This is a genomic window from Nocardia sp. NPDC003183, from assembly GCF_053590715.1.
The window spans coordinates 549,223-572,013 of sequence record NZ_JBSFTG010000001.1; the positions used below are offsets into that span (position 1 = coordinate 549,223).

At 68.5% G+C, this 22,791-nt stretch carries 25 protein-coding genes; 10 read left to right on the forward strand and 15 right to left on the reverse strand.

The features are described from left to right. Positions 1 to 14 precede the first annotated feature (14 nt). The 8 genes from ACWDXS_RS02555 to ACWDXS_RS02590 all read right to left on the reverse strand — a co-directional run bounded on the left by ACWDXS_RS02555 (position 15) and on the right by ACWDXS_RS02590 (position 9,229). Complete coding sequence (locus ACWDXS_RS02555) at positions 15 to 1,265, reverse strand: serine hydrolase domain-containing protein (RefSeq protein WP_449961211.1); 1,251 nt, start codon at positions 1,263 to 1,265, stop codon at positions 15 to 17. A gap of 245 nt (positions 1,266 to 1,510) precedes the next feature. Beyond that, positions 1,511 to 4,249, reverse strand: coding sequence for a fumarate reductase/succinate dehydrogenase flavoprotein subunit (locus ACWDXS_RS02560; protein ID WP_449961214.1), 2,739 nt, complete (start codon positions 4,247 to 4,249; stop codon positions 1,511 to 1,513). Continuing rightward, entirely contained in the window at positions 4,246 to 4,989 is a 744-nt protein-coding gene (locus tag ACWDXS_RS02565) for an ABC transporter ATP-binding protein (RefSeq protein ID WP_378989970.1), read from the reverse strand. Before ACWDXS_RS02565 ends, ACWDXS_RS02560 begins: the two co-directional genes overlap by 4 nt. Then, positions 4,986 to 5,918 carry an ABC transporter permease gene (locus tag ACWDXS_RS02570; RefSeq protein ID WP_378989971.1) on the reverse strand — a complete coding sequence of 311 codons (933 nt, stop codon included), beginning with the start codon at positions 5,916 to 5,918 and terminating at the stop codon, positions 4,986 to 4,988. The genes ACWDXS_RS02565 and ACWDXS_RS02570 overlap by 4 nt, the downstream gene beginning before the upstream one ends. Beyond that, on the reverse strand, positions 5,915 to 7,345 hold the full coding sequence (locus ACWDXS_RS02575; protein ID WP_378989972.1) for an ABC transporter substrate-binding protein: 1,431 nt from the start codon (positions 7,343 to 7,345) through the stop codon (positions 5,915 to 5,917). Before ACWDXS_RS02575 ends, ACWDXS_RS02570 begins: the two co-directional genes overlap by 4 nt. Before the next feature lie 17 nt (positions 7,346 to 7,362). Continuing rightward, positions 7,363 to 7,590, reverse strand: a complete 228-nt coding sequence (locus ACWDXS_RS02580; RefSeq protein ID WP_056816936.1) for a 4Fe-4S dicluster domain-containing protein — start codon at positions 7,588 to 7,590, stop codon at positions 7,363 to 7,365. Further along, positions 7,590 to 8,366: a GntR family transcriptional regulator gene (locus tag ACWDXS_RS02585; RefSeq protein WP_379294396.1), complete on the reverse strand. Its 777-nt coding sequence runs from the start codon at positions 8,364 to 8,366 to the stop codon at positions 7,590 to 7,592. The genes ACWDXS_RS02580 and ACWDXS_RS02585 overlap by 1 nt, the downstream gene beginning before the upstream one ends. A gap of 188 nt (positions 8,367 to 8,554) precedes the next feature. Continuing rightward, positions 8,555 to 9,229 carry a PaaI family thioesterase gene (locus ACWDXS_RS02590; protein WP_379312463.1) on the reverse strand — a complete coding sequence of 225 codons (675 nt, stop codon included), beginning with the start codon at positions 9,227 to 9,229 and terminating at the stop codon, positions 8,555 to 8,557. A 157-nt stretch (positions 9,230 to 9,386) separates the two neighbouring features. Here ACWDXS_RS02590 and ACWDXS_RS02595 point away from each other — a divergent pair, with 157 nt between their 5' ends. Beyond that, positions 9,387 to 10,043 carry an HAD family hydrolase gene (locus ACWDXS_RS02595; RefSeq protein WP_378989976.1) on the forward strand — a complete coding sequence of 219 codons (657 nt, stop codon included), beginning with the start codon at positions 9,387 to 9,389 and terminating at the stop codon, positions 10,041 to 10,043. 1 nt (position 10,044) lies between these two features. Here the strand turns inward: ACWDXS_RS02595 and ACWDXS_RS02600 are convergent, their stop codons facing one another. Then, positions 10,045 to 10,569, reverse strand: a complete 525-nt coding sequence (locus ACWDXS_RS02600; RefSeq protein WP_378989977.1) for a DinB family protein — start codon at positions 10,567 to 10,569, stop codon at positions 10,045 to 10,047. A 44-nt stretch (positions 10,570 to 10,613) separates the two neighbouring features. After that, entirely contained in the window at positions 10,614 to 11,240 is a 627-nt protein-coding gene (locus ACWDXS_RS02605) for a maleylpyruvate isomerase family mycothiol-dependent enzyme (protein ID WP_449961221.1), read from the reverse strand. Between the two features lie 112 nt (positions 11,241 to 11,352). On the opposite strand from ACWDXS_RS02605, the gene ACWDXS_RS02610 reads away from it, so the two are divergent. The 4 genes from ACWDXS_RS02610 to ACWDXS_RS02625 are packed head-to-tail and all read left to right on the forward strand — an operon-like array spanning position 11,353 to position 13,585. Further along, on the forward strand, positions 11,353 to 11,847 hold the full coding sequence (locus ACWDXS_RS02610) for a hypothetical protein (RefSeq protein ID WP_378989981.1): 495 nt from the start codon (positions 11,353 to 11,355) through the stop codon (positions 11,845 to 11,847). Then, positions 11,834 to 12,364 (forward strand): MepB family protein, encoded by a 531-nt coding sequence (locus ACWDXS_RS02615; RefSeq protein ID WP_449961224.1) that lies wholly within the window; start codon positions 11,834 to 11,836, stop codon positions 12,362 to 12,364. The genes ACWDXS_RS02610 and ACWDXS_RS02615 overlap by 14 nt, the downstream gene beginning before the upstream one ends. Before the next feature lie 19 nt (positions 12,365 to 12,383). Continuing rightward, the gene (locus tag ACWDXS_RS02620) at positions 12,384 to 12,593 is read left to right on the forward strand and encodes a hypothetical protein (protein WP_266289138.1); all 210 of its coding nucleotides are present in this window, start codon (positions 12,384 to 12,386) and stop codon (positions 12,591 to 12,593) included. 56 nt (positions 12,594 to 12,649) lie between these two features. After that, entirely contained in the window at positions 12,650 to 13,585 is a 936-nt protein-coding gene (locus ACWDXS_RS02625; protein WP_449961227.1) for an ADP-ribosylglycohydrolase family protein, read from the forward strand. Here ACWDXS_RS02625 and ACWDXS_RS02630 read toward each other — a convergent pair. Both ACWDXS_RS02630 and ACWDXS_RS02635 read right to left on the reverse strand, forming a co-directional pair. Continuing rightward, entirely contained in the window at positions 13,552 to 14,334 is a 783-nt protein-coding gene (locus tag ACWDXS_RS02630) for an ABC transporter ATP-binding protein (protein ID WP_387447379.1), read from the reverse strand. The genes ACWDXS_RS02625 and ACWDXS_RS02630 overlap by 34 nt on opposite strands. After that, entirely contained in the window at positions 14,331 to 15,002 is a 672-nt protein-coding gene (locus tag ACWDXS_RS02635) for a FadR/GntR family transcriptional regulator (RefSeq protein ID WP_449961231.1), read from the reverse strand. Before ACWDXS_RS02635 ends, ACWDXS_RS02630 begins: the two co-directional genes overlap by 4 nt. Positions 15,003 to 15,183: 181 nt before the next feature. On the opposite strand from ACWDXS_RS02635, the gene ACWDXS_RS02640 reads away from it, so the two are divergent. After that, positions 15,184 to 16,929: a 2-isopropylmalate synthase gene (locus ACWDXS_RS02640; RefSeq protein WP_449961234.1), complete on the forward strand. Its 1,746-nt coding sequence runs from the start codon at positions 15,184 to 15,186 to the stop codon at positions 16,927 to 16,929. A gap of 48 nt (positions 16,930 to 16,977) precedes the next feature. Here the strand turns inward: ACWDXS_RS02640 and ACWDXS_RS02645 are convergent, their stop codons facing one another. Together ACWDXS_RS02645 and ACWDXS_RS02650 are read right to left on the reverse strand one after the other, a co-directional pair. After that, complete coding sequence (locus ACWDXS_RS02645; protein ID WP_387447381.1) at positions 16,978 to 17,238, reverse strand: hypothetical protein; 261 nt, start codon at positions 17,236 to 17,238, stop codon at positions 16,978 to 16,980. A 100-nt stretch (positions 17,239 to 17,338) separates the two neighbouring features. Next, a complete protein-coding gene (locus ACWDXS_RS02650; RefSeq protein WP_449961237.1) occupies positions 17,339 to 18,346 on the reverse strand; it encodes a YeiH family protein in 1,008 nt (335 codons plus the stop codon). A gap of 107 nt (positions 18,347 to 18,453) precedes the next feature. Between ACWDXS_RS02650 and ACWDXS_RS02655 the strand changes: the two genes are divergently transcribed. Both ACWDXS_RS02655 and ACWDXS_RS02660 read left to right on the forward strand, forming a co-directional pair. Then, positions 18,454 to 19,059, forward strand: a complete 606-nt coding sequence (locus tag ACWDXS_RS02655; RefSeq protein WP_449961240.1) for a YdcF family protein — start codon at positions 18,454 to 18,456, stop codon at positions 19,057 to 19,059. A gap of 36 nt (positions 19,060 to 19,095) precedes the next feature. Beyond that, a complete protein-coding gene (locus ACWDXS_RS02660) occupies positions 19,096 to 20,016 on the forward strand; it encodes a LysR substrate-binding domain-containing protein (protein WP_449961243.1) in 921 nt (306 codons plus the stop codon). A 3-nt stretch (positions 20,017 to 20,019) separates the two neighbouring features. Here ACWDXS_RS02660 and ACWDXS_RS02665 read toward each other — a convergent pair whose 3' ends face one another. Then, entirely contained in the window at positions 20,020 to 21,165 is a 1,146-nt protein-coding gene (locus tag ACWDXS_RS02665) for a glycosyltransferase (RefSeq protein WP_449961246.1), read from the reverse strand. A gap of 56 nt (positions 21,166 to 21,221) precedes the next feature. Here ACWDXS_RS02665 and ACWDXS_RS02670 point away from each other — a divergent pair, with 56 nt between their 5' ends. Together ACWDXS_RS02670 and ACWDXS_RS02675 are read left to right on the forward strand one after the other, a co-directional pair. Further along, entirely contained in the window at positions 21,222 to 21,815 is a 594-nt protein-coding gene (locus ACWDXS_RS02670) for a TetR/AcrR family transcriptional regulator (RefSeq protein WP_378989993.1), read from the forward strand. Between the two features lie 161 nt (positions 21,816 to 21,976). After that, on the forward strand, positions 21,977 to 22,786 hold the full coding sequence (locus ACWDXS_RS02675; protein WP_449961249.1) for a GntR family transcriptional regulator: 810 nt from the start codon (positions 21,977 to 21,979) through the stop codon (positions 22,784 to 22,786). Positions 22,787 to 22,791 lie beyond the last annotated feature (5 nt).

Below are 22,791 nucleotides of genomic sequence, written 5' to 3' on the forward strand. Positions count from 1 at the left end.
GGCGCGTGCCCGGATCAGGGTCGGAAGAGCCGAGCGGCGGGCGGCAGTGGACGCAGGGTGTCGGAGATCTGGGCGACCAGCTGCCACGGGCGATCGAGGTCGGTGATCGCTTTGCCATTGGTCAGAACAGCGCCCGACAGGCCACGATCGGGGTCGGCCCAGCCGTACTGGGTGGTGAGACCGCTGCGGCCGAAGTGCGACCCGGTATCGCGGCCGAACTTGGACCGGCGGGCGCCGAGTTCGAATCCGGCGCGGCTGACGCGACCGGCCACTCCGAGCATGCGATCGGCGGGGGCGATCGCGTCGCGCAGGGTGCCGGTCCCGATGATCCTCGTTCCGTCCAATTCGCCACCACGCGCAAGGATTTCGTAGAAGCGGGAGAGTTCGTAGGCGGTGGTGACCAGGTTGCCGGAGGGGAGTTCGGCGGCCAGGAATGCGTCGTTGGTGGCCTTCGAGGCCTTGTCCAGATGCCCACCCAGGGCCTTGTTCGCCAGGAATCGGGCGAGGCGGGGTTGGGGCGGGCCGGTCTTGACGCTCGGTACGACCTTGCCGACATCGGCGGGATCGACACCGAAGTTGTTCCAGCGGAAGCCGAGTGGGGTCAGCACCTGCTCGGCGAGGTGCTCGCGCATCCGCTTGCCGGTGGCGCGCTGGACGAGCAGGCGCTGGATCAATCCGCTGGTCAGTGCGTGGTAGACGCGAAAACGTCCGGGTGCCCAGCTCGGCACCAGGTCGGTGAGAGCAGCGAGGGCCAGATCCTCGTCGAGCACCGCCGCGGTTCCGCTGTGTGGTGCGGTGATGAACGGAATACCCGCCGAATGCGACAGCACATCGCCGACGGTGATCACGCCCTTGCGGTGGGCCGCGAACTCGGGAACATAGTCGGCCACCCGGTCTTGCAGACCGAACGCGCCCTGTTCGATGAGCATGAACATCAGCGTGGCGGCGACGCCCTTCGCGGTCGAGAATCCGCAGAACAGGGTCTCCGGCGTTGCCAGGATCTTCTCGGCATCCGGTCCGTCGCTCGGTGCGTTGCCCCAACCGTGACCGATCGTCCGGTTCAGCACGATCCCGCCGTTGCGGCGCAGACACACCTGGATGGCGGGCGTCGTGCCCATCGCGTACCACCTGCGCACCGACGCCCAGATCGCCTCGACGTCGGCCCGCGAGGACCCGACGTCGGCCGGATCGTCCTCGTGGCCGATCGTCGTCACCGCGTCCAGGTTGTCGGTGACCCTCACCAGGGTGGCAGGAAGTGCGCTCATCGGGCCAGCCTACCGACGGTGACCTGTGATAATCCTGAGCGCGCTGTCGGGTGAACGGTGGCACAGCGACGTCGCCGGGTCCGCGGAACCCGGCGTGCGACGACCGGGATCATCGGTCTCGGCCGCCCGGTCACCGAGGTACTCCTCGGCGGTCGACCGCTGCGCGCCGGACCCGCCGTCACCCGCCCGCAGCAGCGACGATCGTGGCGCATTCGCGCTGCGGCACCGCCCCGGCGAGTTGCTGATCATGCCCTGGCCTCGGTCAGTTCCGCGTCGGCGCGAACAGCGTCGACCGGGGTGCGACCCGCGGCGGTCACCGCGCGGCGGGCGTAGGCGCGGACGTCGGCGTCGGGATCGGTGATCGCCGACTCGAGCGCGTCGAGGGCGGTGGCACTCCCCGACCAGGTGGACAGGGCCAGTACCGCCGCCTTGCGCACATCGAGGTGACGGTCGGTGAGCGCCTCACTCAACGGCACCACGCCGGTCTCCGGGGTCGAACCCGCCAGCCCGCGCGCCGCACCGACACGCACCTGCCAGGCGGAATGCCGCAGTGCCGCAGTGAGTTCGGCGACATCTACCTCCGTGGTACCCAGTGCGGCGTAGGCGGTGAGGGCGGCAGCGCGGACCAGTGGATCGGGATCGCCCGCCAGCACGCGGATCACCTCCACGCCGCCGCTCCCGATCGAGGCGAGTCCGTGTGCGACCGCGATGCGGACCTCACGGTTGACATCGCCCGCGATCGTGGACACCGCATCGGCGTCGTCGAGCGAGACCAGTGCGCGCACCGCCTCGATCCTGACGCGATGATCGGTATCGCCCAGTGCGGCACGGTATTCCGAGGCAGACCCGGCCCGCAACGCCCGCAGCAGATCGACGACGGTCGCGCGGACGAGGGGATCGGGGGAGCCGAGATACTCACTCAGCGCACCGGCTCCCGCCAGCACCTCTACCAGTTCCCGCAGACTCTCGGTGGCCGCCCGGCGCACCGAAGCGGCCTCGTCGCCCAGCGCCCGGATCAGCTCATCGCCGAATCCGTCCGGGGTGTTCTCGGTGAGCACCGACAGCGCGGCCACCCGCACCACCGGATCGGGGTCGGTGAGGTAGCTCGAAAGATCCTCGACCACCGGGGAATCCAGCGCGAGCAGAGTGACCAGTCGAGGCGAGGACGGCGACACCGGCGCCGCCTCACTCCGGACCGGGGCTTCGCGCTGCGGCGCTCGCGTTCCCACCAGCTCGGGCTGGGCGATCACCTCGACGATCGGCTCGGCCGACGGCACATCATCGAGACCGGGCACCGGCACCAGATACGGCGCCACCGATCGCTTGACGAATTCCATCTCGCCGTCGACGGTCTTGCGCAGGTTCAAATGGAAGTTCCACGACTCGTCGTCGCGATCGGGCAGATCCGCGCGGTCGTGATAGAGGCCCCAGCGCGACTCTGTCCGCGTGAGGGAACTGCGCGAGGCCATCTCGGCGCAATCGCGAATGAACTGCACTTCGACGGCACGCATGAGTTCGTGGGGTGTCTGCGCGCCGATCCCGTCGACTTCGGCGCGCATCCGCTCGAAGGTCTCGACGGCGATCGACAGCTTGGCGGCCGTTTTCGGCGGCGCCACATAGTCGTTCACGAACCGGCGCAACTTGTACTCGACCTGCGGCTGCGGCGGGCCTTCGGGCTGACGCAACGGCCGGTAGATCAGTTCGTGTGCTTCGGCGAGCTGATCCTCGGGCAGTTCGGCAGGGGTATCGAGTTCGGCCAGGGTGGAGGCCGCGTGCGCGCCGGCCAGATCGCCGTAGACGAACGCCCCGATCATGTAGTTGTGTGGCACGCAGGCCAGATCGCCCGCCGCGTACAGGCCCGGCACGGTGGTTCGCGCGTTCTCGTCCACCCACACGCCCGACGCGGAATGTCCACCGCACAAACCGATCTCGGAGATGTGCATCTCGATATCGTGGGTGCGGTAGTCGTGGCCCCGGTTGGCGTGGAAAGTCCCGCGAGTCGGCCGCTCGGTGGTGTGCAGAATCGATTCGAGCGTCGACAGCGTCTCGTCGGGCAGGTGCGAGACCTTGAGATAGATGGGCCCGCGCGCGGATTCGATCTCCTGCTTCACTTCGGCCATCATCTGCCCCGACCAGTAGTCGGAGTCGACGAAGCGTTCCCCCTCGGCGTTGACCTGGTACCCGCCGAACGGGTTGGCCACATACGCGCAGGCGGGACCGTTGTAGTCCTTGATCAGCGGGTTGATCTGGAAGCACTCGATACCCGAGAGTTCAGCGCCGGCGTGGTAGGCCATCGAGTAGCCGTCACCGGCGTTGGTGGGGTTCTCGTAGGTGCCGTAGAGGTAGCCCGACGCGGGCAGGCCGAGCCGACCGCAGGGGCCCGTCGCCAGAATGACCGCTTTCGCGGCCACCTCGACGAATTCGCCGGTGCGCGTGTTCAACGCGGCCGCGCCCACCGCGCGCCCGCCGGCGGTGAGCACCCGCACCGGCATCAGCCGATTCTCGATGCGGATCTTCTCGCGCATCGTGCGTTGGCGCAGTACGCGATAGAGCGCCTTCTTGACGTCCTTGCCCTCGGGCATCGGCAGCACATACGACCCCGACCGATGCACTCGGCGCACCGCGTACTCGCCGTACTCGTCCTTCTCGAACTTCACCCCGTACCGCTCGAGGCGCTGCACCATCGCGAAACCCCGTGTCGCCGTTTGATACACGGTGCGCTGGTCGACGATGCCGTCGTTGGCGCGGGTGATCTCGGCGACGTAGTCCTCCGGCTCGGCCTTGCCGGGGATGACGGCGTTGTTCACACCGTCCATGCCCATGGCCAGTGCGCCCGAATGGCGTACATGCGCCTTCTCGAGCAGCAGCACGTTCGCGCCGGACTCGGCGGCGGTGAGCGCGGCCATGGTGCCCGCGGTGCCGCCGCCGATGACGAGCACATCGCAGTCGAGGCGAACGCGGTCCGACAGTTCGGGAATGTTCACAGAGTCTCCAGGATTCGGGCCCGCAGGGCGCTCCGGTCCACCGGTTCGCGCGGGTCGGGTACCTCGACGACCGCGCGCAGCGAACCCGCGCCGAGTACGGCGATCCGGTCGCCGAGCAGCAGGGCTTCGTCGAGGTCGTGGGTGACGAAAACGATCGTGGTCGGGTGTGCGCGCCAGGTCTCGACCAGCAGACGCTGCATCTCCGCACGGGTCTGGCTGTCGAGCGCGCCGAACGGCTCGTCCATGAGCACCGCGCGCGGCGAGCCCGCCAGGCTGCGGGCGAGCTGAACCCGTTGGCGCATCCCGCCGGACAGATCGCGCGGCAGATAGTCGGCGTAGCCGCTGAGCCCGACCTCGTCGAGCCAGCGCAGCGACCGTGCCGCACGGTCGCTGCGGGACACGCCCCGAAGGCGCAGCGCCAGATCGATATTGGCGCGCGCGGTGCGCCACGGCAGCAGCGCGTCGTCCTGGAACACCAGCGCGCGATCGGCCGACGGACCGGTGACAGCGTCCGCATCGGCGCGGATGACCCCGGCAGCGGGCTTGCGCAGCCCGGCGATCGCGCGCAACAGGGTCGACTTGCCGCAGCCGGATTTGCCGACCAGGACGAGGATCTCCCCGGCCGCGACCGTCAGATCGAGGTCGTGCACCACGGTTTTGCGGCCGTAGCTGATCCGCACGGACTCGAGGTCCAATCGCATGCCGACCGAGACGGCGGGCGCGGCGGTGGTCGTGGTCATGAGGCAACCTCTCGCGGCAGCCAGCGGGTCACCCGGCGGCCTGCCAGTTCGACGATTCCGGAGGTGAGGAAACCGAGCACACCGATGGTGATCATCCCGACGAACACGGCCGGGTAGTCGACGATGGTGTAGGACTGCCAGGTGCGGTAGCCGATGCCGAGCCGCCCGGAGATCATCTCCGCCGAGATCAGGCAGATCCAGGCCACCCCCATTCCCACCGACAACCCGCTGAACACCCCGGGCAGGATGCCGGGCACGACGACCCTGGTCAGCACCTCGCGCCGCGACGCGCCGAGCGTGCGGATCGCGTCCTCCCAGATGGTCGGCAGCGCCCGCGTGGCATGCCTGGTGCTCACCAGCACGGGGAACAGCGACGCGGTGAACGTGATGAACACGATGCCGGACTCGTCGCTGGGGAACAGCAGGATCGCCACCGGCACCAGCGCGATCGCCGGAATCGGCCGGATCAGCTCGGCCAGCGATCCGAACACATCCGCGAGCAGTCGCGACCGGCCGAGCCCGATGCCGGCCAGCACACCGACGACCGCGGCCAGACCGAATCCGGTGACGATCCGGATCAGCGACTGCGCCACATCGAGGTAGTACTGCCCGGTCCCGAGATGTTCGCCGAACTCGGCCACGATCTCGGTCACCGTCGGCAAGGTGTCGAACCGGAGGCCCGCGCGGACATCGCCCGCGGTGAGCAACTGCCACAGGCCGATCGCCGCCGCCACCGAGGCGACCCGGATCGTCCGCGACACCCAGACCGATCTGACGGGCGCGATGTCGTCGTGCAGAGCGGCGGCATCGGCGGGCTCGCCGCCCGCGACGCCAGGTCTGCTGCCCGCGGCATTCGCCGCACCGGCAGTGGCAGTGCGCAATTCGGTCGCGTCGGCAGTCCGTCCGACCTGCCCGGAGACCGTGCTCATCCGCGGACTTCCGTCACGGCCTGCGCATAGGAGACCGGTGCGGCGGCGGGATGGGTGGCGCGGTAGCGGTCGGCCGCTGCCTGTGTGGTGAACGGCAGGTACTGCGCGCTCTCGCGCAACCAGATGGCCTTGTCCGCGAACCAGCGAGTACCCAGTTCGGCATCGGGAACATAGACCGCGCGAATCGTCTTGCCCTGTGCCTTCGCTGCCTGCACCGCCCGCAACAAGCACACAGGGTTCGCGGCGGGTTGGGGCTTGTCCGCGCCGTCGACCCAGATCTCGCCGGCCAGTGCCGGATCACTCACCGGCGCAGCGCAGATCGGATCGGTGCCGGTCACCTTGCTCGGGTTGACCCCCGACGCGAGTTCGGTGTCGTAGGTCGTACGACCGGTCTCGGCGAAGGCTTTGCGCAACGGTCCGTCCTGCACGAAGGCGTCGATGTCGAGATCGGCGAAATCGCCGATCGACTTCAGGTAGTTCACGTCATCCTTGAACGCCGCGATCAGGTTCGCCTTGAGCGTGGTGTCGAAACTGGTACCGCCAGGGCCGTTGTAGAGGTACACGACCTCCTGTGGCAGGCCGGAACCCTTCGCGACGAGATCCGCTGCCTCGAACGGCTTCTCGTTCAGGAACGCGGTCGCATCCAACTGCGCGGCGAGGAACGCCTGCAATACCTCCGGATGATCGGCCGCGTACGCACGGCGAGCGACCACGCCGTGGAAAGTCGGCACGTTCAGCTCCGCACCGTCATAGAGCAGCTTGGCCTTGTTCTGCTGCACGAGCAGACCCGGCCACGCCACGAACTGCGAAAGCGCGCCCACCTGATGCGATTCCAGCGCGGTCGCCCCGACCTGTGGCTGCTGGTTGAGTACTTCCACACCCTTGGCCGGGTCGATCCCGGCCCGGCTCAGCGCCTGCACCAGGGTGCCGTGGCCCGCCGAACCCACACTGGCCGAGATCTTCTGCCCGGCCAGATCGGTCAGCGAACGAGCGGGTGAGTCGTTGGGCACCACCACCATGTTCAGCGCGCCCTTGGGGTTGTAGCCGGTGATCGACACCAGCTCGGTTCGTGCGCGTTCGTTGGCCTGCGTACGAGATCCGTTGATCAGCAACGGGTAGTCGCCCATCGAGCCGATATCGATCTTCTCCGCCACCATCTGGGCGGTGATCGGTGCTCCGGTGTCGTAGTCCTGCCACTCCACCTGGTATTTCGCGCCACCACCATCGGTGATCTTCTGTAGCCGCTGCTCCAGGTAACCCTGTGCTTTGAGCAGCGTGCCCGCGGTGACGGTGTTGATGGTCTTGGACTGGTAGCCGATGACGACCTTGACGGTGCCCGCCGGTGCGGCGTCGGAACTTTCGAGCGAGCAGCCTGCCGCGGTGAGCGCGAGAGCCAAAGCGACAGGGGCGAATCGAGTGATCTTCATGCGTGGGATTCCCGGTTTCAGCGGAGCAGATAGGGCATGTTGACGGTGACGGCGCCGGTGGGGCAGCGGGCCGCGCACGGCCCGCAGTACCAGCACTCGTCGACGTGCATGTAGGCCTTGCCCGAATCATCGTGGATGGCAAGGGAATCGAGCGGACACATGTCCACGCAGAGGGTGCAGCCGGTGATGCACAGTGATTCGTCGATCGTCACCGGGACGTCGGCGCGCTGGGGGACCAGTGCCATTACAGGACCTTCCATTCGGGGGTGCTGCGGGTGAGGCTGCCGCGCATCGTGATGCGGTCACCGCGCATGCGGATGTATTCGAGGTCGACGGGTCGGCCGTCGTCGAGGTGGGTGAGGCGTTCGAGCATCAGCAGCGGCGCACCGGCCGGGGTGTCCAGAGTGGTCGCGGTGTGCGGGTCGGCCGCGACAGCTTCCAGTGCGAGGTCGGCGGCGCCCAGCGACCGGCCGGTGACCTGTTCGAGGAGCACGAACACGTCGGTGGTCTCCAGATCGTGGGCGAGCACTTCAGCGCCCACATCGGGCGCGAGATAGGTGAGGTCGAGGCTCAGCGGCAGATCGGCGAGAAACCGCAGGCGTTCGATATAGACGACCTTGTCGCCCGGCGCCAGCTCGAGCCGGCGCGCGACGGCCGGGGGAGCGGTGATGGTGGTGGCGGCCCTGACCTCGTTGCGGACGGTGCCGTGCCCTTTGAGCGTCTCCTGTAGTCCGAGCAGGGCATCGAGGCCGTGGTCGAACTTGCGGGCGGCGACCCGGGTGCCGAGCTTCGGGGCGCGATCGATGAGTCCCTCGTCGCGTAGCAGCGCCAGCGCTTCGCGCACGGTATTGCGGGAGGTGCCGTGCTCGGCGGCGAGCTCCTGCTCGCCGGGCACCGTACCCGCCACCGCGCCCGCCAGGATCTGGTGGCGCAGGATATCGGCGACCCGGCGCGCCCGATCGGCGCGCTGACCGCGGATCGGGGTAGGCTCCGTAGCCCCTGTTTTCTCGCTGACCTGCATGAACAGCGACGATAGCGGCGATTACGCGGCGCTCCGCGCGCCGCGATCGCGGGGGGAATTCAGCGGATGTTTCTACGCCGGGTGGCGGCTCACACGACCTGCGGGTATCCGCGGAGAAACCGCTATTGCGCCACCTCGGACCGTACGGCCGACATTGCGATCACGTCGATCGCAATGTCGGCGCGCAGTCACGGCTGGCCGGGATTGAGCACGATGAACAGACCCTTCGCCTCGGCGCACAACCGCTCGCCGTCGTGCAGCGTCGCCCGCAGGTACACCTTGCGGCCCTCGACGCGTTCGGTCCACGCGCGCACCGTCAGCTCGCGATTGAGGGGCGTGATCGAGCGGTAGTCCAAGGTGAGCGAGGCCGTGCGGGTCACCGACCTGGTGGACAGCGCGGCGGTCATGCCGATGATGTCGTCGAAGGCGAGTGCGATGTGGCCACCGTGGGCGGCGTTGTTGCCGCCCAGGTGGAAGGTGCGGAAGGTGACCTTCGCGGTGACACCGTCGCGGTCTCCGCTGACCACCGTGTACGGCGGCAGCGTGATGTTGCCCCGCGCAGGCAGGTCGGTCCGGGTCCAGCTGGGCGAGGACCACTCGTCCACCACGGCCTCGTCGAGGCGGGCGTTGAGCTGTTCGAGAGTGGCGATGGCCTCTTTGGCGAGCTCGTCGGAGGGGTTGACCAGCCGCGCCCGGTCCATCAGCGCGCGGACCTGATCGATCAGCTCGCCGTAGTGCGGTCCACCCACCGTGTTGTCGGTGCCGCGGTTCTTGCGTGCCTGGATCAGCTCGGCAACCGGCCGGAATCCGCCTTCGTGATGCTTCTCGTCCGGGAGCGAGTTGCCGACCTGTGTATCGTCCATATGCAACACGTTATCGCTGCCGAGCTGGATGTTCGCGCCGGGGATCGGTGTCGGGTCAACTAGGCTGGATCCCGATCACCGAGCAGGTCCTACGTACCGGAGCGTCGGCGCACCAACTGGTGGTGCCCCTCCGGGTGAGCGGCGAAAGGCTGAACGCATGGGTATCGCGGCGGTTGTGTTCGATATGGACGGCGTGCTGATCGATTCCGAGCCGATCTGGGAACAGGTCAGGCACGAGTACGTGGTCCTCAAAGGTGGCCGGTGGCAACCGGATTCGCAGAAGAAGATGATGGGGATGAACACCGTCGAGTGGTCGTCGTACCTGGCCGACGAGCTGGGCGTGGCCGAACCGGCCGACGAGGTGGCTGCCGCCGTCATCGACCTGATGGCCGACAAGTACGCCCACCACGTCCCGCTGCTGCCCGGCGCGGTCGACGCGGTGCGGCGGTGCGCGGGTTCCTGGAAACTCGGCCTGGCCAGCTCGTCACCGGCCACCTTGATCGATCTGGTGCTCGCGAAGTCCGGATTGCTCGACTATTTCACCGTGGTGCTGTCCACCGAGGAAGTCGGACGCGGCAAACCCGCACCCGACGTCTACCTCACCGTCGCGCAGCGACTCGGCGTGGAGCCGAACGACTGTACCGCCGTGGAGGATTCGACCAATGGTCTGCGCTCCGCCCACAACGCCGGGATGCGCCTGATCGCGGCGCCGCGCCCGGAGTTCCCGCCGCTGCCCGACGCCCTCGCCCTGGCCGACACCGTCATCGACGATCTCGACCAGCTCACCCCCGGCGTCGTGACCGGCGCCGCCTGACTCAGAAGCTGCCGGTGACGCCGTCGATCCGCTCGCGCAGCAGGTCGGCGTGGCCGTTGTGGCGGGCGTATTCCTCGATCATGTGCAGATACACCCAGCGCAACGTGTACTCGTCGCTGCGCCACGGCACGTGGAACACGTGATCGAGGGAGAGTTCGGCGACGGCGGCGTCACAGGCGGCGACCTCGGCGTGAAAGGCCGCGAACACCGCCTCGGCGGGTAGCGAGGCGAGGTCGTCGAAATCAGCGTCGGGCTCGGCCTCGCAGCTGTAGACCGGTTCGACCTCCTCGCCCGCGGCGGAGGTCCGGAACCAGCCTCGCTCCACCTCGGTGAGATGCCGGACGAGGCCGAGCAGCGAGAGCGAGGACGGCTCCACCGAGCGCGCGGCGAGCTGTTCACCGTCGAGTCCACCACATTTGCCGAGCAGGGTCTGGCGATGAAAGTCCAACCAGGACTGCAACATCGGCCGCTCGTCCGCGCCGACCAGAGTTCTGGTCGGCTCTAGCTCGGGAGCTGTCCACGTCATCGGTGCGAGGCTACCCGCCGTCGTGCTGTGGCGCAGCTCGATGGTCAGTGGCCGGTGAATCGGGCCGCCGACTCGCCATCGAGACGGCCCGGGGGAAGTTTTCGCCCGCAGAGCACGAGCAGCAGATCCTGCGCACGTCCGGACAGCACCTCGCCTTCGCCGTAGCTGAAGTCGAGATCGTCTGCGCGCAAGGCGATTCCCGCGAGGTCGACACCGAAATACTCGGCCGTGCGTGGGTTCAGCGCTGCCAGCACCATGCGCATGCGGTCGAGGGGAACCGGATCGGCGTGGCCGAGCGCGACGGTGATGTCGAGGCCGTGGATCACATCGTGGCTCAGCGCGCCCGCGAAGCCGCCGCCCGGTGGCTTCCACGGGTGCCCGGTGTTGTCGCCGATGGCGGCGACCAACTCGGCGGTGCTCAACCGGGCGGCGTCCTCGCGGGCCGCGCGGTCGGCCAGGCGATCGAAGTTGCCGCGCGCGGCGATCATGCCGAGGACGAAACGCGGTAGCGAGGTCCGGTACGGCATGCTCAGGTGTGCGGCGACCTCGCGCACCCGCCAGCCGGCGCACAGTGTCGGCGCGTCCCAGGCGGCCTCGTCCAAGCCCGCCAAGAACTCCGCCGTCTCCGCACGCTGCCGTGCGGTCTCGGCCCTGACTTCGTTTTCGTGCACTGGTGGAGCCTCTCTGTCGACAGAAAACCTGCTGTCGATGTAGACGCTGTACGCGTCACCGATTCATCGGTCCGGCTGTTCGCGATGTTCGCCGATCCGGCACACTGGCCCGATGGGTGCCCAGCGCGACGACCAGCCCGAAGTCGTAGTCCACGTCGGTGACGGCTCGGCGCAGCCACACCCCGTCGACCCCGCCCGACCCGGCGCCGCCGCCACCGATCCGGCCCCCGAGCACCCCTTCCTCCTCCTCACACGCACTCCGGCCGACTCCATCCAGGCGCGCTACCTCGACGACGGCACCTACGAACTCGAGCACACCACCGGCGCCGAACACCGTCAGCTGTTCACCACCGATGCGCTGCTGGTCCGCGATATCGTCTGGTCCTGGATCCAACGCGACACCTGGTGGTCCGACACCGTCGCCTGGACCACCGTCGACCCCGCCATCGCCGAACTCCACGCCCTGCACTCCGAACTGTCCGGGATGCTCGACGGCATGTCTGTGCTCGACACCGTCACCGACGAACTGGACCAAGCCCTCTCCCGGGCCGACGAACTCCTCGACAACTTCGATCCCGACTTCGAAGGCTCGGATGACGCACCATGAACTTCTCGCGGCCCGAACCCTCATCGCCCAGCTGGGACTGGACATGTCGGCCACGGTTCCCGAGACGCAGAACGCGGAATACGGAGCATCCGTGGCCGAGGTCGGTCGTGGCTCGGTGAGATTTCGGGTGGGCAAGCGGACTCCGGCGAAGCCGGGTCTGTTCGTATCCGTGTGGCAGCGCGCCGAGGACGGCTCGACCGAGCCGTTCGCCGTGGAGGACGGTGTCGACCTCCTGGTGATCACCGTTCGCGAGGAATCGCGGGTCGGACAGTTCGTCTTCCCGCGGAACGCCCTCGTCGAACACGGCATCGTTTCCGTAGCCGGTCGTGGCGGCAAACGCGGGTTCCGCCTGTACCCGCCGTGGTCCGCGACCCGGAACAGGCAAGCGCAGCAGTCACAGCAGTGGCAGTCCGCCTACTTTCTCGATCTCGACAACGCCGACCGGCGGCGCGCTCGCAACCTCTACGAACCGATCCTTCCCCCCTTTGTCCCATCACACAAAGGCGATGCCCGCTGACGTGAATTACAGTGGCGCCGTGGGGTTCACCGACTACGGGCCGGGCGATGTCGTGTATTTCCCGGCAGGTCCGTTCAGCGGCATCTGCGGGGTTGTCCGGGAGGTCGACGCGCGGCGCGCGGAGCTGAGAATCGAGTTCGGGGAGGGAACCGTCCACCGTGAGGGGAATGTCCTGCGCGAGCGCCGACACAAGCTGACCGTCGGATTCGACGAGGTCGAGCTGGTCTGACCGACCGGAGATCGTGTTGCGTCGTTTGCCCAGGGTGAGCAATGATTACGCCCAGCATGCCGAATTCCGATCCCGCTTTCGACAGCCTTCAAGGCTTATCTGTTGGTGATGCGCTGGGTGCGCAGTTCTTCGTTCCCGGTCGTTCTGTTCCTGATCTTCTCGCGGGTCGACCGCCGTCGGCGCCATGGCCATGGACCGACGACACCGAAATGGCGTGTTCGGTGTATGCGGAAATCCGTGAGCGTGGCCACGTGGACCGTGATGTCCTCGCGGGCGCGTTCGCGCAGCGGTGCGAACCGTATCGTGGCTACGGGCCGGGCACAGTTGTTGTGCTGCACGAGATTCGAGACGGGCGTCCATGGGGCGAGGCGGCCGGTGCTGTCTTCGGTGGGAGTGGATCGTGGGGAAACGGGGCCGCGATGCGAGTCGCGCCGCTCGGCGCGCATTTCGCCGGAAATCCCGATCTGGCCGCGGTGCAGGCGGCGCTGTCCGCCGAGATCACCCATCGGCACCCGGAAGCGATCGTGGGAGCGATGGCAGTGGCGGTTGCCGCCGCGCACGCTGCGCGAACACGGGGAAAGGGCTGCGCGCCAGATGAATTGCTGCGGGCCGTCGAACCGTATCTGGTCGACGGGCGCACCGCGCACGGAATCCGTCGAGCTCGAGAGCTGCTCGGCCGAACCGTAGCCGAAGCGGCCTACGAACTCGGCAACGGCGCCCGGGTCAGCGCTCAGGACACGGTGCCCTTCACCTTGTGGGCCGCCGCCACCTACCTCGTGGACTATCCGCGCGCCGTCACCGCTTGTGTGGAAGCCGGTGGCGACGTCGACACCACCGCCGCGATCGTCGGCGGGATCGTGGCTGCCCACACCGGTGCCGGGGACCGTGGCACGACCCGCGGGATCCCGCAGGAGTGGCTCGCGGCGCGCGAAGCGTTGCCCGAGTGGGCATCCGGTGGTCAGCGGGCGCGGGCGCTCCAGCGGCCGTCGTAGCGGACTTCGATCGGGTGGGCGAAGGCGGTGGAGACGTGGTCGGTGGTGATGACGTCGGTGGCGAGGCCCGCGGCGACGGTGTGGCCGTTCGCGATGAGGAGGGCGTGGGTGGTGGTGCTGGGGAGTTCCTCGAGGTGATGGGTGACCAGGATCGAGGCGACCTCGGGGTGGGTGCGATCGAGGGTGTCGATGGTGGTGAGGAGTTGCTCGCGCGCGGCCAGATCGAGGCCGGTGGACGGTTCGTCCAGGAGCAGGACATCGGGGTCGCTGATCAGGGCGCGGGCGATGAGGGTGCGGCCGCGTTCGCCCTGGGACAGGGTGGGCCAGCTGTCGTCGGCCTTGCCGGACAGGCCGAGGGTGTCGATGATCGCGTCGGCACGGGCGAGGTCCCCGGAGGTCGGCGACCAGCGCATCGGGGTATCGATGGTGCCGGTGATACCGGTGAGGACGACCTCGCGCACGGTGAGGGCATAGCGCAGCGGATGGCGCGGGTTGACGTGGCCGATCGAGCGTCGCAGCCGGGCCAGCTCCACCCGGCCGAACTGTTCGCCGAGCACCCGCACCGCGCCGGTGGTGGGGAAGGTGACCGCGCCACAGAAGCCGAGCAGCGTGCTCTTGCCCGCGCCGTTGGGGCCCAGCAGGGCCCAGTGCTCACCGGCCCGGACGGTCAGTGAGATGCCGTTGATGATCTTCTTGCCGTCGCGCCGGAAGGTCACGTCGTCGAGCTCGATCACGGGGGCGCCGGTCATGTGAAGGCATCCTTCAGGGCGGACAGGTGGGTGCGGCTGAATTCCGCTGCGGCAGTAGGAGTTCGGTCGGCGATCGCCTGGGCGAGTTGTTCGTGCGCGCAGTGGTCGGCCTCCTCGGAGCGGACCGGGCGCAACTCGAGCATGTCGATCATGGCCAGGCGCAGCCGCGGCAGGAAGCTGTCGAACAGCTGGGTGAGCACATCGTTGTGCGCGGCCACGATCACCGCGCGATGGAAGGCCATATCGGCATCGACGTGCGCGGCGACGGTCTGGCCCTCGGCACGACGACCGGCCAGCGCCCGCCGGATGGCCCGCAGATCGGCAGGCGTGCGCCGTTGTGCCGCGAGGGCGGCGGCCTCGGCCTCGATCGCGATGCGCGCCTCGATCACCGCGGCGATGGTGGCGCCGCGCAGCACGACGTCCCAGTCCTCGGACACGTCGAGCGCGGTGACGAAGACCCCGGAGCCCTGCCTGCTGTCGAGCACGCCTTTGCCCGCGAGCTCTCTGATCGCCTCGCGCAGCGTCGAGCGGCCGACCCCCAGCTGGGCGGCGAGCAGCGTCTCACCCGGTAGTCGATGACCCAGTGGCCATTCGCCCGCGCGGATCCGCGCGAGCAGTAGTTCAGCCGCTTGTGCGGCCAGCGGCTGACGTCGTACCTGCGATACCACCGGCAAACCTCTCTACTTGTCTGAGGAGTTGTGGTAGAAGTGTACCCATCATGACCTACACCGCGCTTCTTCTCGGCCGCCACGGCGGGGCCTGACCGACCGGCCGCCCCGCCGTGGGGCTCCGTCATGGCCGGTCGCCGTCGTCTCGTGGCCCGAAGTGGGCCGGGAAGCAGAGCAAGTCATGACCGAATTCCCCACCCTGACCACCCCCTCGGGCGCCGTCGCCGACGGCGCGCCCGCGTGGAATCGCCAGCGTCACTCGGCAATGCCCTCGTCTCGATATCGCGATGTCCATCGGCGCGTGGATGTTGCTGTCGGACACCGCGACTGGCCGAACGCGCGGCTGACCACCGCGCCCCTGTGGGTCCCCGTCGACCTGCGTGACGGCAATCAGGCGCTGGCCGAACCGATGGACCCGGCGCGCAAACGCCGGTTCTTCGAGCTCCTGATCGCCATGGGCTACAAGGAGATCGAGGTCGGCTACCCGTCCGCCTCACAGGCCGACTTCGATTTCGTGCGCCTGCTGGCCGATACCTCGATCGCCCCGCCGGACGTCACCGTGGTCGTGTTCACCCCGGCGCGGCGAGACCTGATCGAACGAACCGTCGAGTCGGTGCGCGGTATCGCCAACGAGGTGGTGATCCACCTGTACACCGCCACCGCGCCGGTCTGGCGGGAGGTGGTCCTCGGCAAGGATCGTGCGCAACTGCGCGAGTTGATCGTCGCCGGTGCCCGCGACGTGCTGGAGCTGGCGGGCGAGCTGCCCCACGTGCGCTTCCAGTTCTCGCCGGAGGTGTTCAACCTGACCGAACCGGATTTCGCCCTCGAGATCTGCGACGCGGTCACCGACCTGTGGCAGGCGAGCGCGCAGCGTCCGGTGACGCTGAATCTGCCTGCGACAGTGGAGGTCGCGACCCCGAACATCTACGCCGACCAGATCGAATACATGCACCGCAACCTGGCTCGCCGTGACGGCGTGATCCTGTCGGTGCACCCGCACAACGACCGGGGGACCGGTATCGCCTGCGCCGAACTGGCCGTGCTCGCGGGCGCGCAACGCGTGGAAGGCTGTGTCTTCGGCAACGGTGAACGCACCGGCAACGTCGACATCGCCACGCTGGCCCTGAATCTGCACGCCCAGGGTGTCGACCCGATGATCGACTTCTCCGACATCGACGAGATCCGCCGCACCGTCGAACACTGCACCCGCCTGCCCGTGCACGAGAGGCATCCGTACGTAGGCGATCTCGTCCACACCGCCTTCTCCGGCACCCATCAGGACGCGATCGGTAAGGGCATGGCCGAACATCGCGAGCGGGCAGCGGCCCAGGGCATCGCCGAGCGCGAATCACAGTGGCGGGTACCGTATCTGCCGATCGACCCCGCCGACCTCGGCCGCTCCTACGACGCCGTGATCCGGGTCAACTCCCAGTCGGGCAAAGGCGGTATCGCCTACCTGCTGCACACCGAATACGGTCTGGACCTGCCACGTCGTCTGCAGATCGACCTCGCGAAGCGGGTGCAGGAACACACCGACGACACCGGCACGGAAATCACCGCCAAGGATCTGTTCACGCTGTTCGAGCAGACCTACACCGTCTCCGATCAGCGAATCACGCTGGTGGGGTGGCAGATCGCCGACGGCGCCACCGGGATCGTCCTCGACGTGCACGGCAGTGAACGGCATTCGGTGCACCGTGAGGTGGGCCCGGTCGAGGCACTGACCGCCGCACTCGACGAGGCGGGCTATCGCATCGAGATCCTCGGCCTGACCCAGCATTCGGTGGGTGAGGGCGCCGCAGGCGCCGCCGTGAGCTACGTCGAGTACCGAGCGGCGGACCGCATCGGATGGGCATTCGGTCGCGACACCTCGGTCGTCGCGGCCTCGCTGGCAGCGGTGATGAACGCCGTCAACGCGGCGGGATAGGTCGACCGGGGCGGTCGCCCTGTCGGCCGCCCCACCACACCGGGCGAGTCAGTCCGCGTCGCCCTCGCACCAGTCGTCGAACGCGTCGAACTCCGGCTCGTACCGGGGTGGGATCGAATCCTCGACGGCATTCTCGATCGGGTCCCACCTCGCGTTGCACCATTCGGGGGCGGGTGGCCACGACTCGATGTACTCGACCAACGGCGACGAGGGTGGCTCGGCGTCCTCGGCCGCCGCGACGCCCGCGGCGACCAGCGTCACTGCCGCGGCGGCACCCGCGGTGGCGATGATCCGGTACACGCTGTTCATGACATCCTCCTGTCCGCGCCGACCTGCGATGTCCAGCAATCCTAGCTCCGCGACGCGGGCCCGATCAGGCCCCGCGCGCACGTCGGTGGGGCCGTTGTTGTCAGCACCAGCCGGTCACGTACATGAGGCCGAGGCTGGTGGTGCCGAGGATCAGGCCGAGGGTGCCACCGAGGATCAGGGGGCGGATGCCCGCGGTGCGCAGGCGGGCGATGCTCAGCGAGGTGCCGATGGCGGCGAGGACGGCGGCGATCAGCCAACCGCTGACAGTGGCGAGCGGTGCGGTGAGTTCGCTGGGAACGATGCCGAGGCCCGCGATGACGGAGGCGGCCAGGAACAAGATCACGAACAGGGGGACCGCCCGGCGCAGGGAGGCATGGGGGAGATCGGTGTCCTCGGCGATGTGGCGGCGGCCGACGTGCAGGCCGACGCAGAGCGGGATGATGGCGAGGCTGCGAACCATCTTCACGATCACGGCGAACTGTGCGGCGCCCGCGCCGAAGATGACGCCGGCGGCCAGGACGGACGACGTGTCGTTGATCGCGGTGCCCGCCCAGAGTCCGAACGCCTCCTGCGACAGGCCGAGAGCGCGGCCCAGCGGCGGATACACCAGCACGGCCGTGACATTGAAGATGAAGATGGTGCACAGGGCGTAGGCGACCCGTTGTTTGTCGGGCCGCAGGACCGCGGTGGCGGCGGCGATCGCGGACGCGCCACAGATCGTGGTGCCCACGGCGATGAGGGTCGCCGACTCCTTGTCCACCGCGAGCATCCGTCCCACGAAGAACGCCGCCACACCGCCGACGAGCAGCGTCCCGATCAGCACCACCGCCGTCTCGCGCCCCACGCTCATCACCGACCCGAGCGGCAGGCCGAGCCCCAGCAGCACGATCGCCAGCCCGAGCAAGCGCTGGCGGGCAACGTCGAGCCCAGGGCCGAACGTCTCGCCCGTCACGTCCTTGCGACGCAGCACCATCCCGGCGACGGCGCCCGCGCCGAGCGCGAGCACCGGCGTGCCGATCATCGGCAGCGCCTTGCCGAACGGCGTGGCCACGGTGGCCAGGAGCGCGGCGAGGATCAGGCCGGGAGCGAGAGCGGGTGCGCGGTTCACTCCTTCACCTTCGCGGTACGCAGGAGCCCGAGGTAGAGAGCGAATTCGCAGGTGGTCATAATTTCGGCTTATGGCCCTGCCGACGGCGTGTGTGGTTTGCTGGAGACGTGCGGAAACGAACCCGGCTGACGATCGCCACCGGTGTCGGAGTGATGCTGTGGGGCGAATGGGCGAATCGACGGGCCTCCCGTCGGGGCGTCGGAGCCCCACGCTCAGGGTCGGAGGCCGTCGTGGTCCTCGGATATCGCAACACCGGTTCGCGTGCCAACGGCATGAACCGCTGGCGAGTGCGCGCCGGTCTACGTTCCATCGATCCGCACGCGTCCGAGACTCGCCTCGTGCTGTGTGGAGGTGCCTGCGCGGGACCGGAGACCGAGGCGGCGGTGATGGGCCGCTACGCCGTGGAAACCCGCGGTTACGAGGGCGAACTCGTTTTGGAGGAGTCGAGCCGGTCCACCTGGGAGAACATCGCCTTCGCGATCCCGTACCTGAAGGACGTCGACCGGATCAAGATCGTCTCGCTGCCGACGCATGCCGAGACCGCCCGCGCCTATCTCGCGGAACAGAGCCCGGAACTGGCCGCCCGCTTGGTCCCTGGCCGGGAGTATCGGTTCGGTGAATGGATGCCACTGAAACCGGTGTTCGCCCTCTACGGTGTGGCGAAGAAGCTGCGAGGCCGATTCGGTCCCGATCACGACGGCTACGGTGCCTGATGTGGCGTCGCGCCACCCGTCACCCATAATCGGGCCATGACCCTGCCACCCGGAACCCCCGACCTGGAGGTCCTCGATCTCCTGGTGTCGGTGGCGGAGCTGGGCAGTCTGGGCGCCGCCGCCCGCAGGCACGGGGTCAGTCAGCCGGCCGCGAGTATGCGGATCAGCGCACTGGAACGCCGCCTGCACGTGAAGCTGCTCGACCGCGCGCCGACCGGCTCCGAACTCACCGACGCGGGTCGCGCCGTCGTCGCCCACGCGCGCACCGTCCTGGCCGCCGTCACAGACCTCGTCGACGACGTCGCCCGCCTGCGCGCCGCGCAAGCGCCACGCCTGCGCATCGCCGCCTCTAAAACCATTGCCGACCACCGCATTCCGCACTGGCTGGCCGCACTGCGCGCCGATCATCCCGAGGTCGTGATCTCCCTCGAGGTCGAGAACTCGACCCAGGTCGCGGGCCTCGTGCGGGACGGCACCGCCGATCTGGGCTTCGTGGAAGGCCCGCATCCACCGGCCGGGCTCGGCAGCCGCGTGCTGGGCGCCGACGACCTCGTCGTAGTCGTGGCGCCGAATCATCCATGGGCGCAACGGAAGACGCCGGTCACGCTGACCGAGCTGGCAGGCACCGCCCTGCTGTGGCGCGAACCGGGTTCGGGTACCCGCGACACCGTGTGGGACCTGCTCGCCACCGCGGCCCCACCCATGGGCCCGGCGGCCGAACTCGGGTCTACCGCCGCGATCGTGGCCGCCGCCCGAACCGGCATGGCACCCGCGGTCCTGAGTCGATTGATCGCCGCACCCGACCTCGTCACCGGCGCCCTGGTGGAAGTCCCCTCGGCCGAGGCTGCCCGGCTGACGCGCAAATTCCGGGCCATCTGGCGCCGCAACACCCCACCGGCCGGGCCGGGCGAACTGCTCGTGGAGCGGGCCGCGCTGCTCGAGAACGCGCGCGGTTGAGCGTCACCCGAGCGCCTCGAGCACGGCAACGGCTTTCGCCGCGCCGCCGTATGCGCTGATGCCGACGGCCAACTGTTCGGCGGACGAGGCGAAGCTGCTCTCGCCGAGGATCTGAGCGGCGGTCTGTGCGATCACCTCGCTGCTCGCGTCGGGCATCAGCATCAGGCCCGCGCCGAGGGTTCGGACCTGCTCTGCGTTGAAGAACTGATCGCGGCCCATCGGGGTGCACAGCAGCGGCACGCCACGACCGAGCGCGGCCATGGTCGTTCCGAGCCCGGCGTGGGTGATCACCAGTGATGCCGCAGGAAGGATGTCGGCGTGTGGCGCGTACCGCACGACCTGGGTATCCACCCCCGCGCGCACGGTCGCCGGGTCGACCGCCGCTCCGGTCGTGACAATGGCGCGCACCGGCATCCGCGCGACCGCATCGACACAGCGCTGCAACAGATCGGCCTGACCTTGCTCGCTCGTGCTCAGCGCGACCAGAACCAGTGGCTTCGCACCGTCACCGACATCGACCTCGTCGATCTCGCGCGACAACGCGGGCGCGTCGAGCACCGGTCCGATGCGTACCACATTGGCTGCGTCGGCAACGTCGGGCTCGAACTCCTCGGGCACCGCGACGAGCGCCTGCGCGCACGCGTCGTGGATCTCGGCGAGACTCTCGATCGCGGGCAGGCCGAGGTCCGCGCGTGCCGCGTTCGCGATCGCGATACCCGGCGTGAACATCTCGACCAGTGGTCCGCCCCGAAAGATGCTGTACGCCGTGTGGAACAGCGTCGCGGTCGGAGTGCCCGAGGCCAGCGCAACGTCGATTGCGGTGAAGAGCAGACAATCGACGATCACCACATCGGCGGGCTCGCGGTCCAGCTCCCGGGCGAGGTCCCGCGCGATCGCGGAACTGAAGCACAGCTGGTCGATCATGAGTTTCACTTCGGCTTCGAAGTCGTCCGGGGTGTCCATCGCGTCCCAGCCCTCGCTCTGGGTCAAGGTGACGAAGCGGGCGCCGACATCGGCGCATCGTTGAGCGATCGTCTCGTGTCCGAGTATTCGGACATCGTGGCCGCTATCGACCAGCTCGCGGGCGATGCCGAGCGTTGGGACCAGGTTTCCCGCACCGTCCCAGGTGGTGATCAGGTAGCGAGCCATGGCGTTCCTCCTCGGGGATTGCTTGACAGCTTGTAAAGTACGGTAAGGTTGACAGCGTGTCAAGTGGCGGACGACCCCAAACCCGGACTCAGATCCTCGAGTCGGCGCGCGCGATGTTCGAGGAACACGGCTATCACGGCGCCGGCCTCGGAGCAGTCGCGAAAGAGGCGGGAGTCTCACGCCAGGCGATCTACCTGCATTTCCCCTCGAAGGTCGAGCTGTTGACGGCCCTGCATCTGCACATCTACGCCACCGATGTCGTTCCGGTTCTCGAACGGCATCCGGTCACGGACACGATGACCGCGTGGGAGGCGCTCGACGCGACAATCACCGCCGATGTCGAGGTCGCGTCCAGAGTGTGGCGGATTCACGAGGCGCTGGTGGTGGCTCGGCGCCAGTACCCGGAGGTCGAGGAGACATTGCGGGTACGCGAGGCGGATCGCTACGGCGAGTTGCTCGATCTCGGGCGGCGACTCGAGCGAGCGGGCGCACTGCCGCAGCAGGTCGATGTCGATGCGGTGGCCGACATGCTGTGGGGCCTCGTCAACACCGGAACCTACGGCAATCTCGTCAACGAACGAGGCTGGTCGCTCGACCGGTACCGGTGCTGGGTACGCGACACGATCCACCTCCATCTCGGAGCGCAGTGACCGCACAGGGGGGCGGTCCGGCCAGTGCGGTGGTGGTGGGATTCGTAGTGGCGTCGGAATCATCGCAGGTCACGGCCCTCGCCAACGGCCAGGAACTGGCGTAACCACCCGGTAATTGCCCGAAACGTCCGTCGTAACGCGGCGTTCGCAGCATTTGCCGCATGACAGCCACTCTCACCTCCTCGGCGAGGCCACGGCCCCCCGATCCGGGTTCGGGCAGACGCAGCGCACCGGCCCGGCGCATCCGCGACATCCTGCGCGCACGTATCCGCAGCGGCGTCTACGGCACCCGCGCACTGCCCGCCGAAGCCCAGCTCGCCGCCGACTTCGCCACCAGCCGCAATATCGTGCGCGACGCGCTCACCCTGCTCCGCGACGAAGGCCTGATCGACCGGGTCCCCGGTGCGGGTACTTTCGTCGTCGCCGACAAGGCGGTACAGGGCCTCGACCGCCTGCGCGGCCTCGCCGAAACCTTCGAGACCAGCAGCGACCGGGTGGTGAACCAGGTCCTGCTCGCCGAGGTCGTGCCCGCCACACCACTGGTCGCCGAACGGCTCGAGCTCCAGCCCGGCGACCCGGTCGTCGCCCTGGAACGGGTGCGCTACCTCGACGGGGCGCCGCTCTCGCTCGACGCCAGCTACCTCACCGCCGATGTCGGCATCCCGCTCCTGGACAAAGACCTCACCGGGTGCGACGTGTTCGGCCTGCTCGAAGCCGAACTCGGCCTGCCGCTGGGCTCAGCCGCGGTCGCGATCGAGGCGGTCGCCGCCGATCCCACCGTCGCCGGACTGTTGCAGGTCCGTGCGGGATCTCCGCTGCTGTTCCTGGAACGGCTCACCTACACCGACTCCGGTCGGCCCGTCGATCTCGAATACATCCGCTATCGCGGCGACCGGTTCTCCCTGTCCGGGCGGCTCGACCGCATCCCGGTGACCCCGCGGCGCACCCGCGACAACCACGAAAGGGGTTGATCCCC

What these genes read in the sequence shown, in the direction of transcription:
- ACWDXS_RS02555 (WP_449961211.1), bottom strand. Translation starts at nt 1,265, where the DNA reads ATGAGCGCACTTCCTGCCACCCTGGTGAGGGTCACCGACAACCTGGAC.
- ACWDXS_RS02565 (WP_378989970.1), bottom strand. Translation starts at nt 4,989, where the DNA reads ATGACCACGACCACCGCCGCGCCCGCCGTCTCGGTCGGCATGCGATTG.
- ACWDXS_RS02570 (WP_378989971.1), bottom strand. Translation starts at nt 5,918, where the DNA reads ATGAGCACGGTCTCCGGGCAGGTCGGACGGACTGCCGACGCGACCGAA.
- ACWDXS_RS02575 (WP_378989972.1), bottom strand. Translation starts at nt 7,345, where the DNA reads ATGAAGATCACTCGATTCGCCCCTGTCGCTTTGGCTCTCGCGCTCACC.
- ACWDXS_RS02580 (WP_056816936.1), bottom strand. Translation starts at nt 7,590, where the DNA reads ATGGCACTGGTCCCCCAGCGCGCCGACGTCCCGGTGACGATCGACGAA.
- ACWDXS_RS02585 (WP_379294396.1), bottom strand. Translation starts at nt 8,366, where the DNA reads ATGCAGGTCAGCGAGAAAACAGGGGCTACGGAGCCTACCCCGATCCGC.
- ACWDXS_RS02590 (WP_379312463.1), bottom strand. Translation starts at nt 9,229, where the DNA reads ATGGACGATACACAGGTCGGCAACTCGCTCCCGGACGAGAAGCATCAC.
- ACWDXS_RS02595 (WP_378989976.1), top strand. Translation starts at nt 9,387, where the DNA reads ATGGGTATCGCGGCGGTTGTGTTCGATATGGACGGCGTGCTGATCGAT.
- ACWDXS_RS02600 (WP_378989977.1), bottom strand. Translation starts at nt 10,569, where the DNA reads ATGACGTGGACAGCTCCCGAGCTAGAGCCGACCAGAACTCTGGTCGGC.
- ACWDXS_RS02610 (WP_378989981.1), top strand. Translation starts at nt 11,353, where the DNA reads ATGGGTGCCCAGCGCGACGACCAGCCCGAAGTCGTAGTCCACGTCGGT.
- ACWDXS_RS02615 (WP_449961224.1), top strand. Translation starts at nt 11,834, where the DNA reads ATGACGCACCATGAACTTCTCGCGGCCCGAACCCTCATCGCCCAGCTG.
- ACWDXS_RS02625 (WP_449961227.1), top strand. Translation starts at nt 12,650, where the DNA reads ATGCCGAATTCCGATCCCGCTTTCGACAGCCTTCAAGGCTTATCTGTT.
- ACWDXS_RS02630 (WP_387447379.1), bottom strand. Translation starts at nt 14,334, where the DNA reads ATGACCGGCGCCCCCGTGATCGAGCTCGACGACGTGACCTTCCGGCGC.
- ACWDXS_RS02640 (WP_449961234.1), top strand. Translation starts at nt 15,184, where the DNA reads ATGACCGAATTCCCCACCCTGACCACCCCCTCGGGCGCCGTCGCCGAC.
- ACWDXS_RS02645 (WP_387447381.1), bottom strand. Translation starts at nt 17,238, where the DNA reads ATGAACAGCGTGTACCGGATCATCGCCACCGCGGGTGCCGCCGCGGCA.
- ACWDXS_RS02660 (WP_449961243.1), top strand. Translation starts at nt 19,096, where the DNA reads ATGACCCTGCCACCCGGAACCCCCGACCTGGAGGTCCTCGATCTCCTG.
- ACWDXS_RS02665 (WP_449961246.1), bottom strand. Translation starts at nt 21,165, where the DNA reads ATGGCTCGCTACCTGATCACCACCTGGGACGGTGCGGGAAACCTGGTC.
- ACWDXS_RS02675 (WP_449961249.1), top strand. Translation starts at nt 21,977, where the DNA reads ATGACAGCCACTCTCACCTCCTCGGCGAGGCCACGGCCCCCCGATCCG.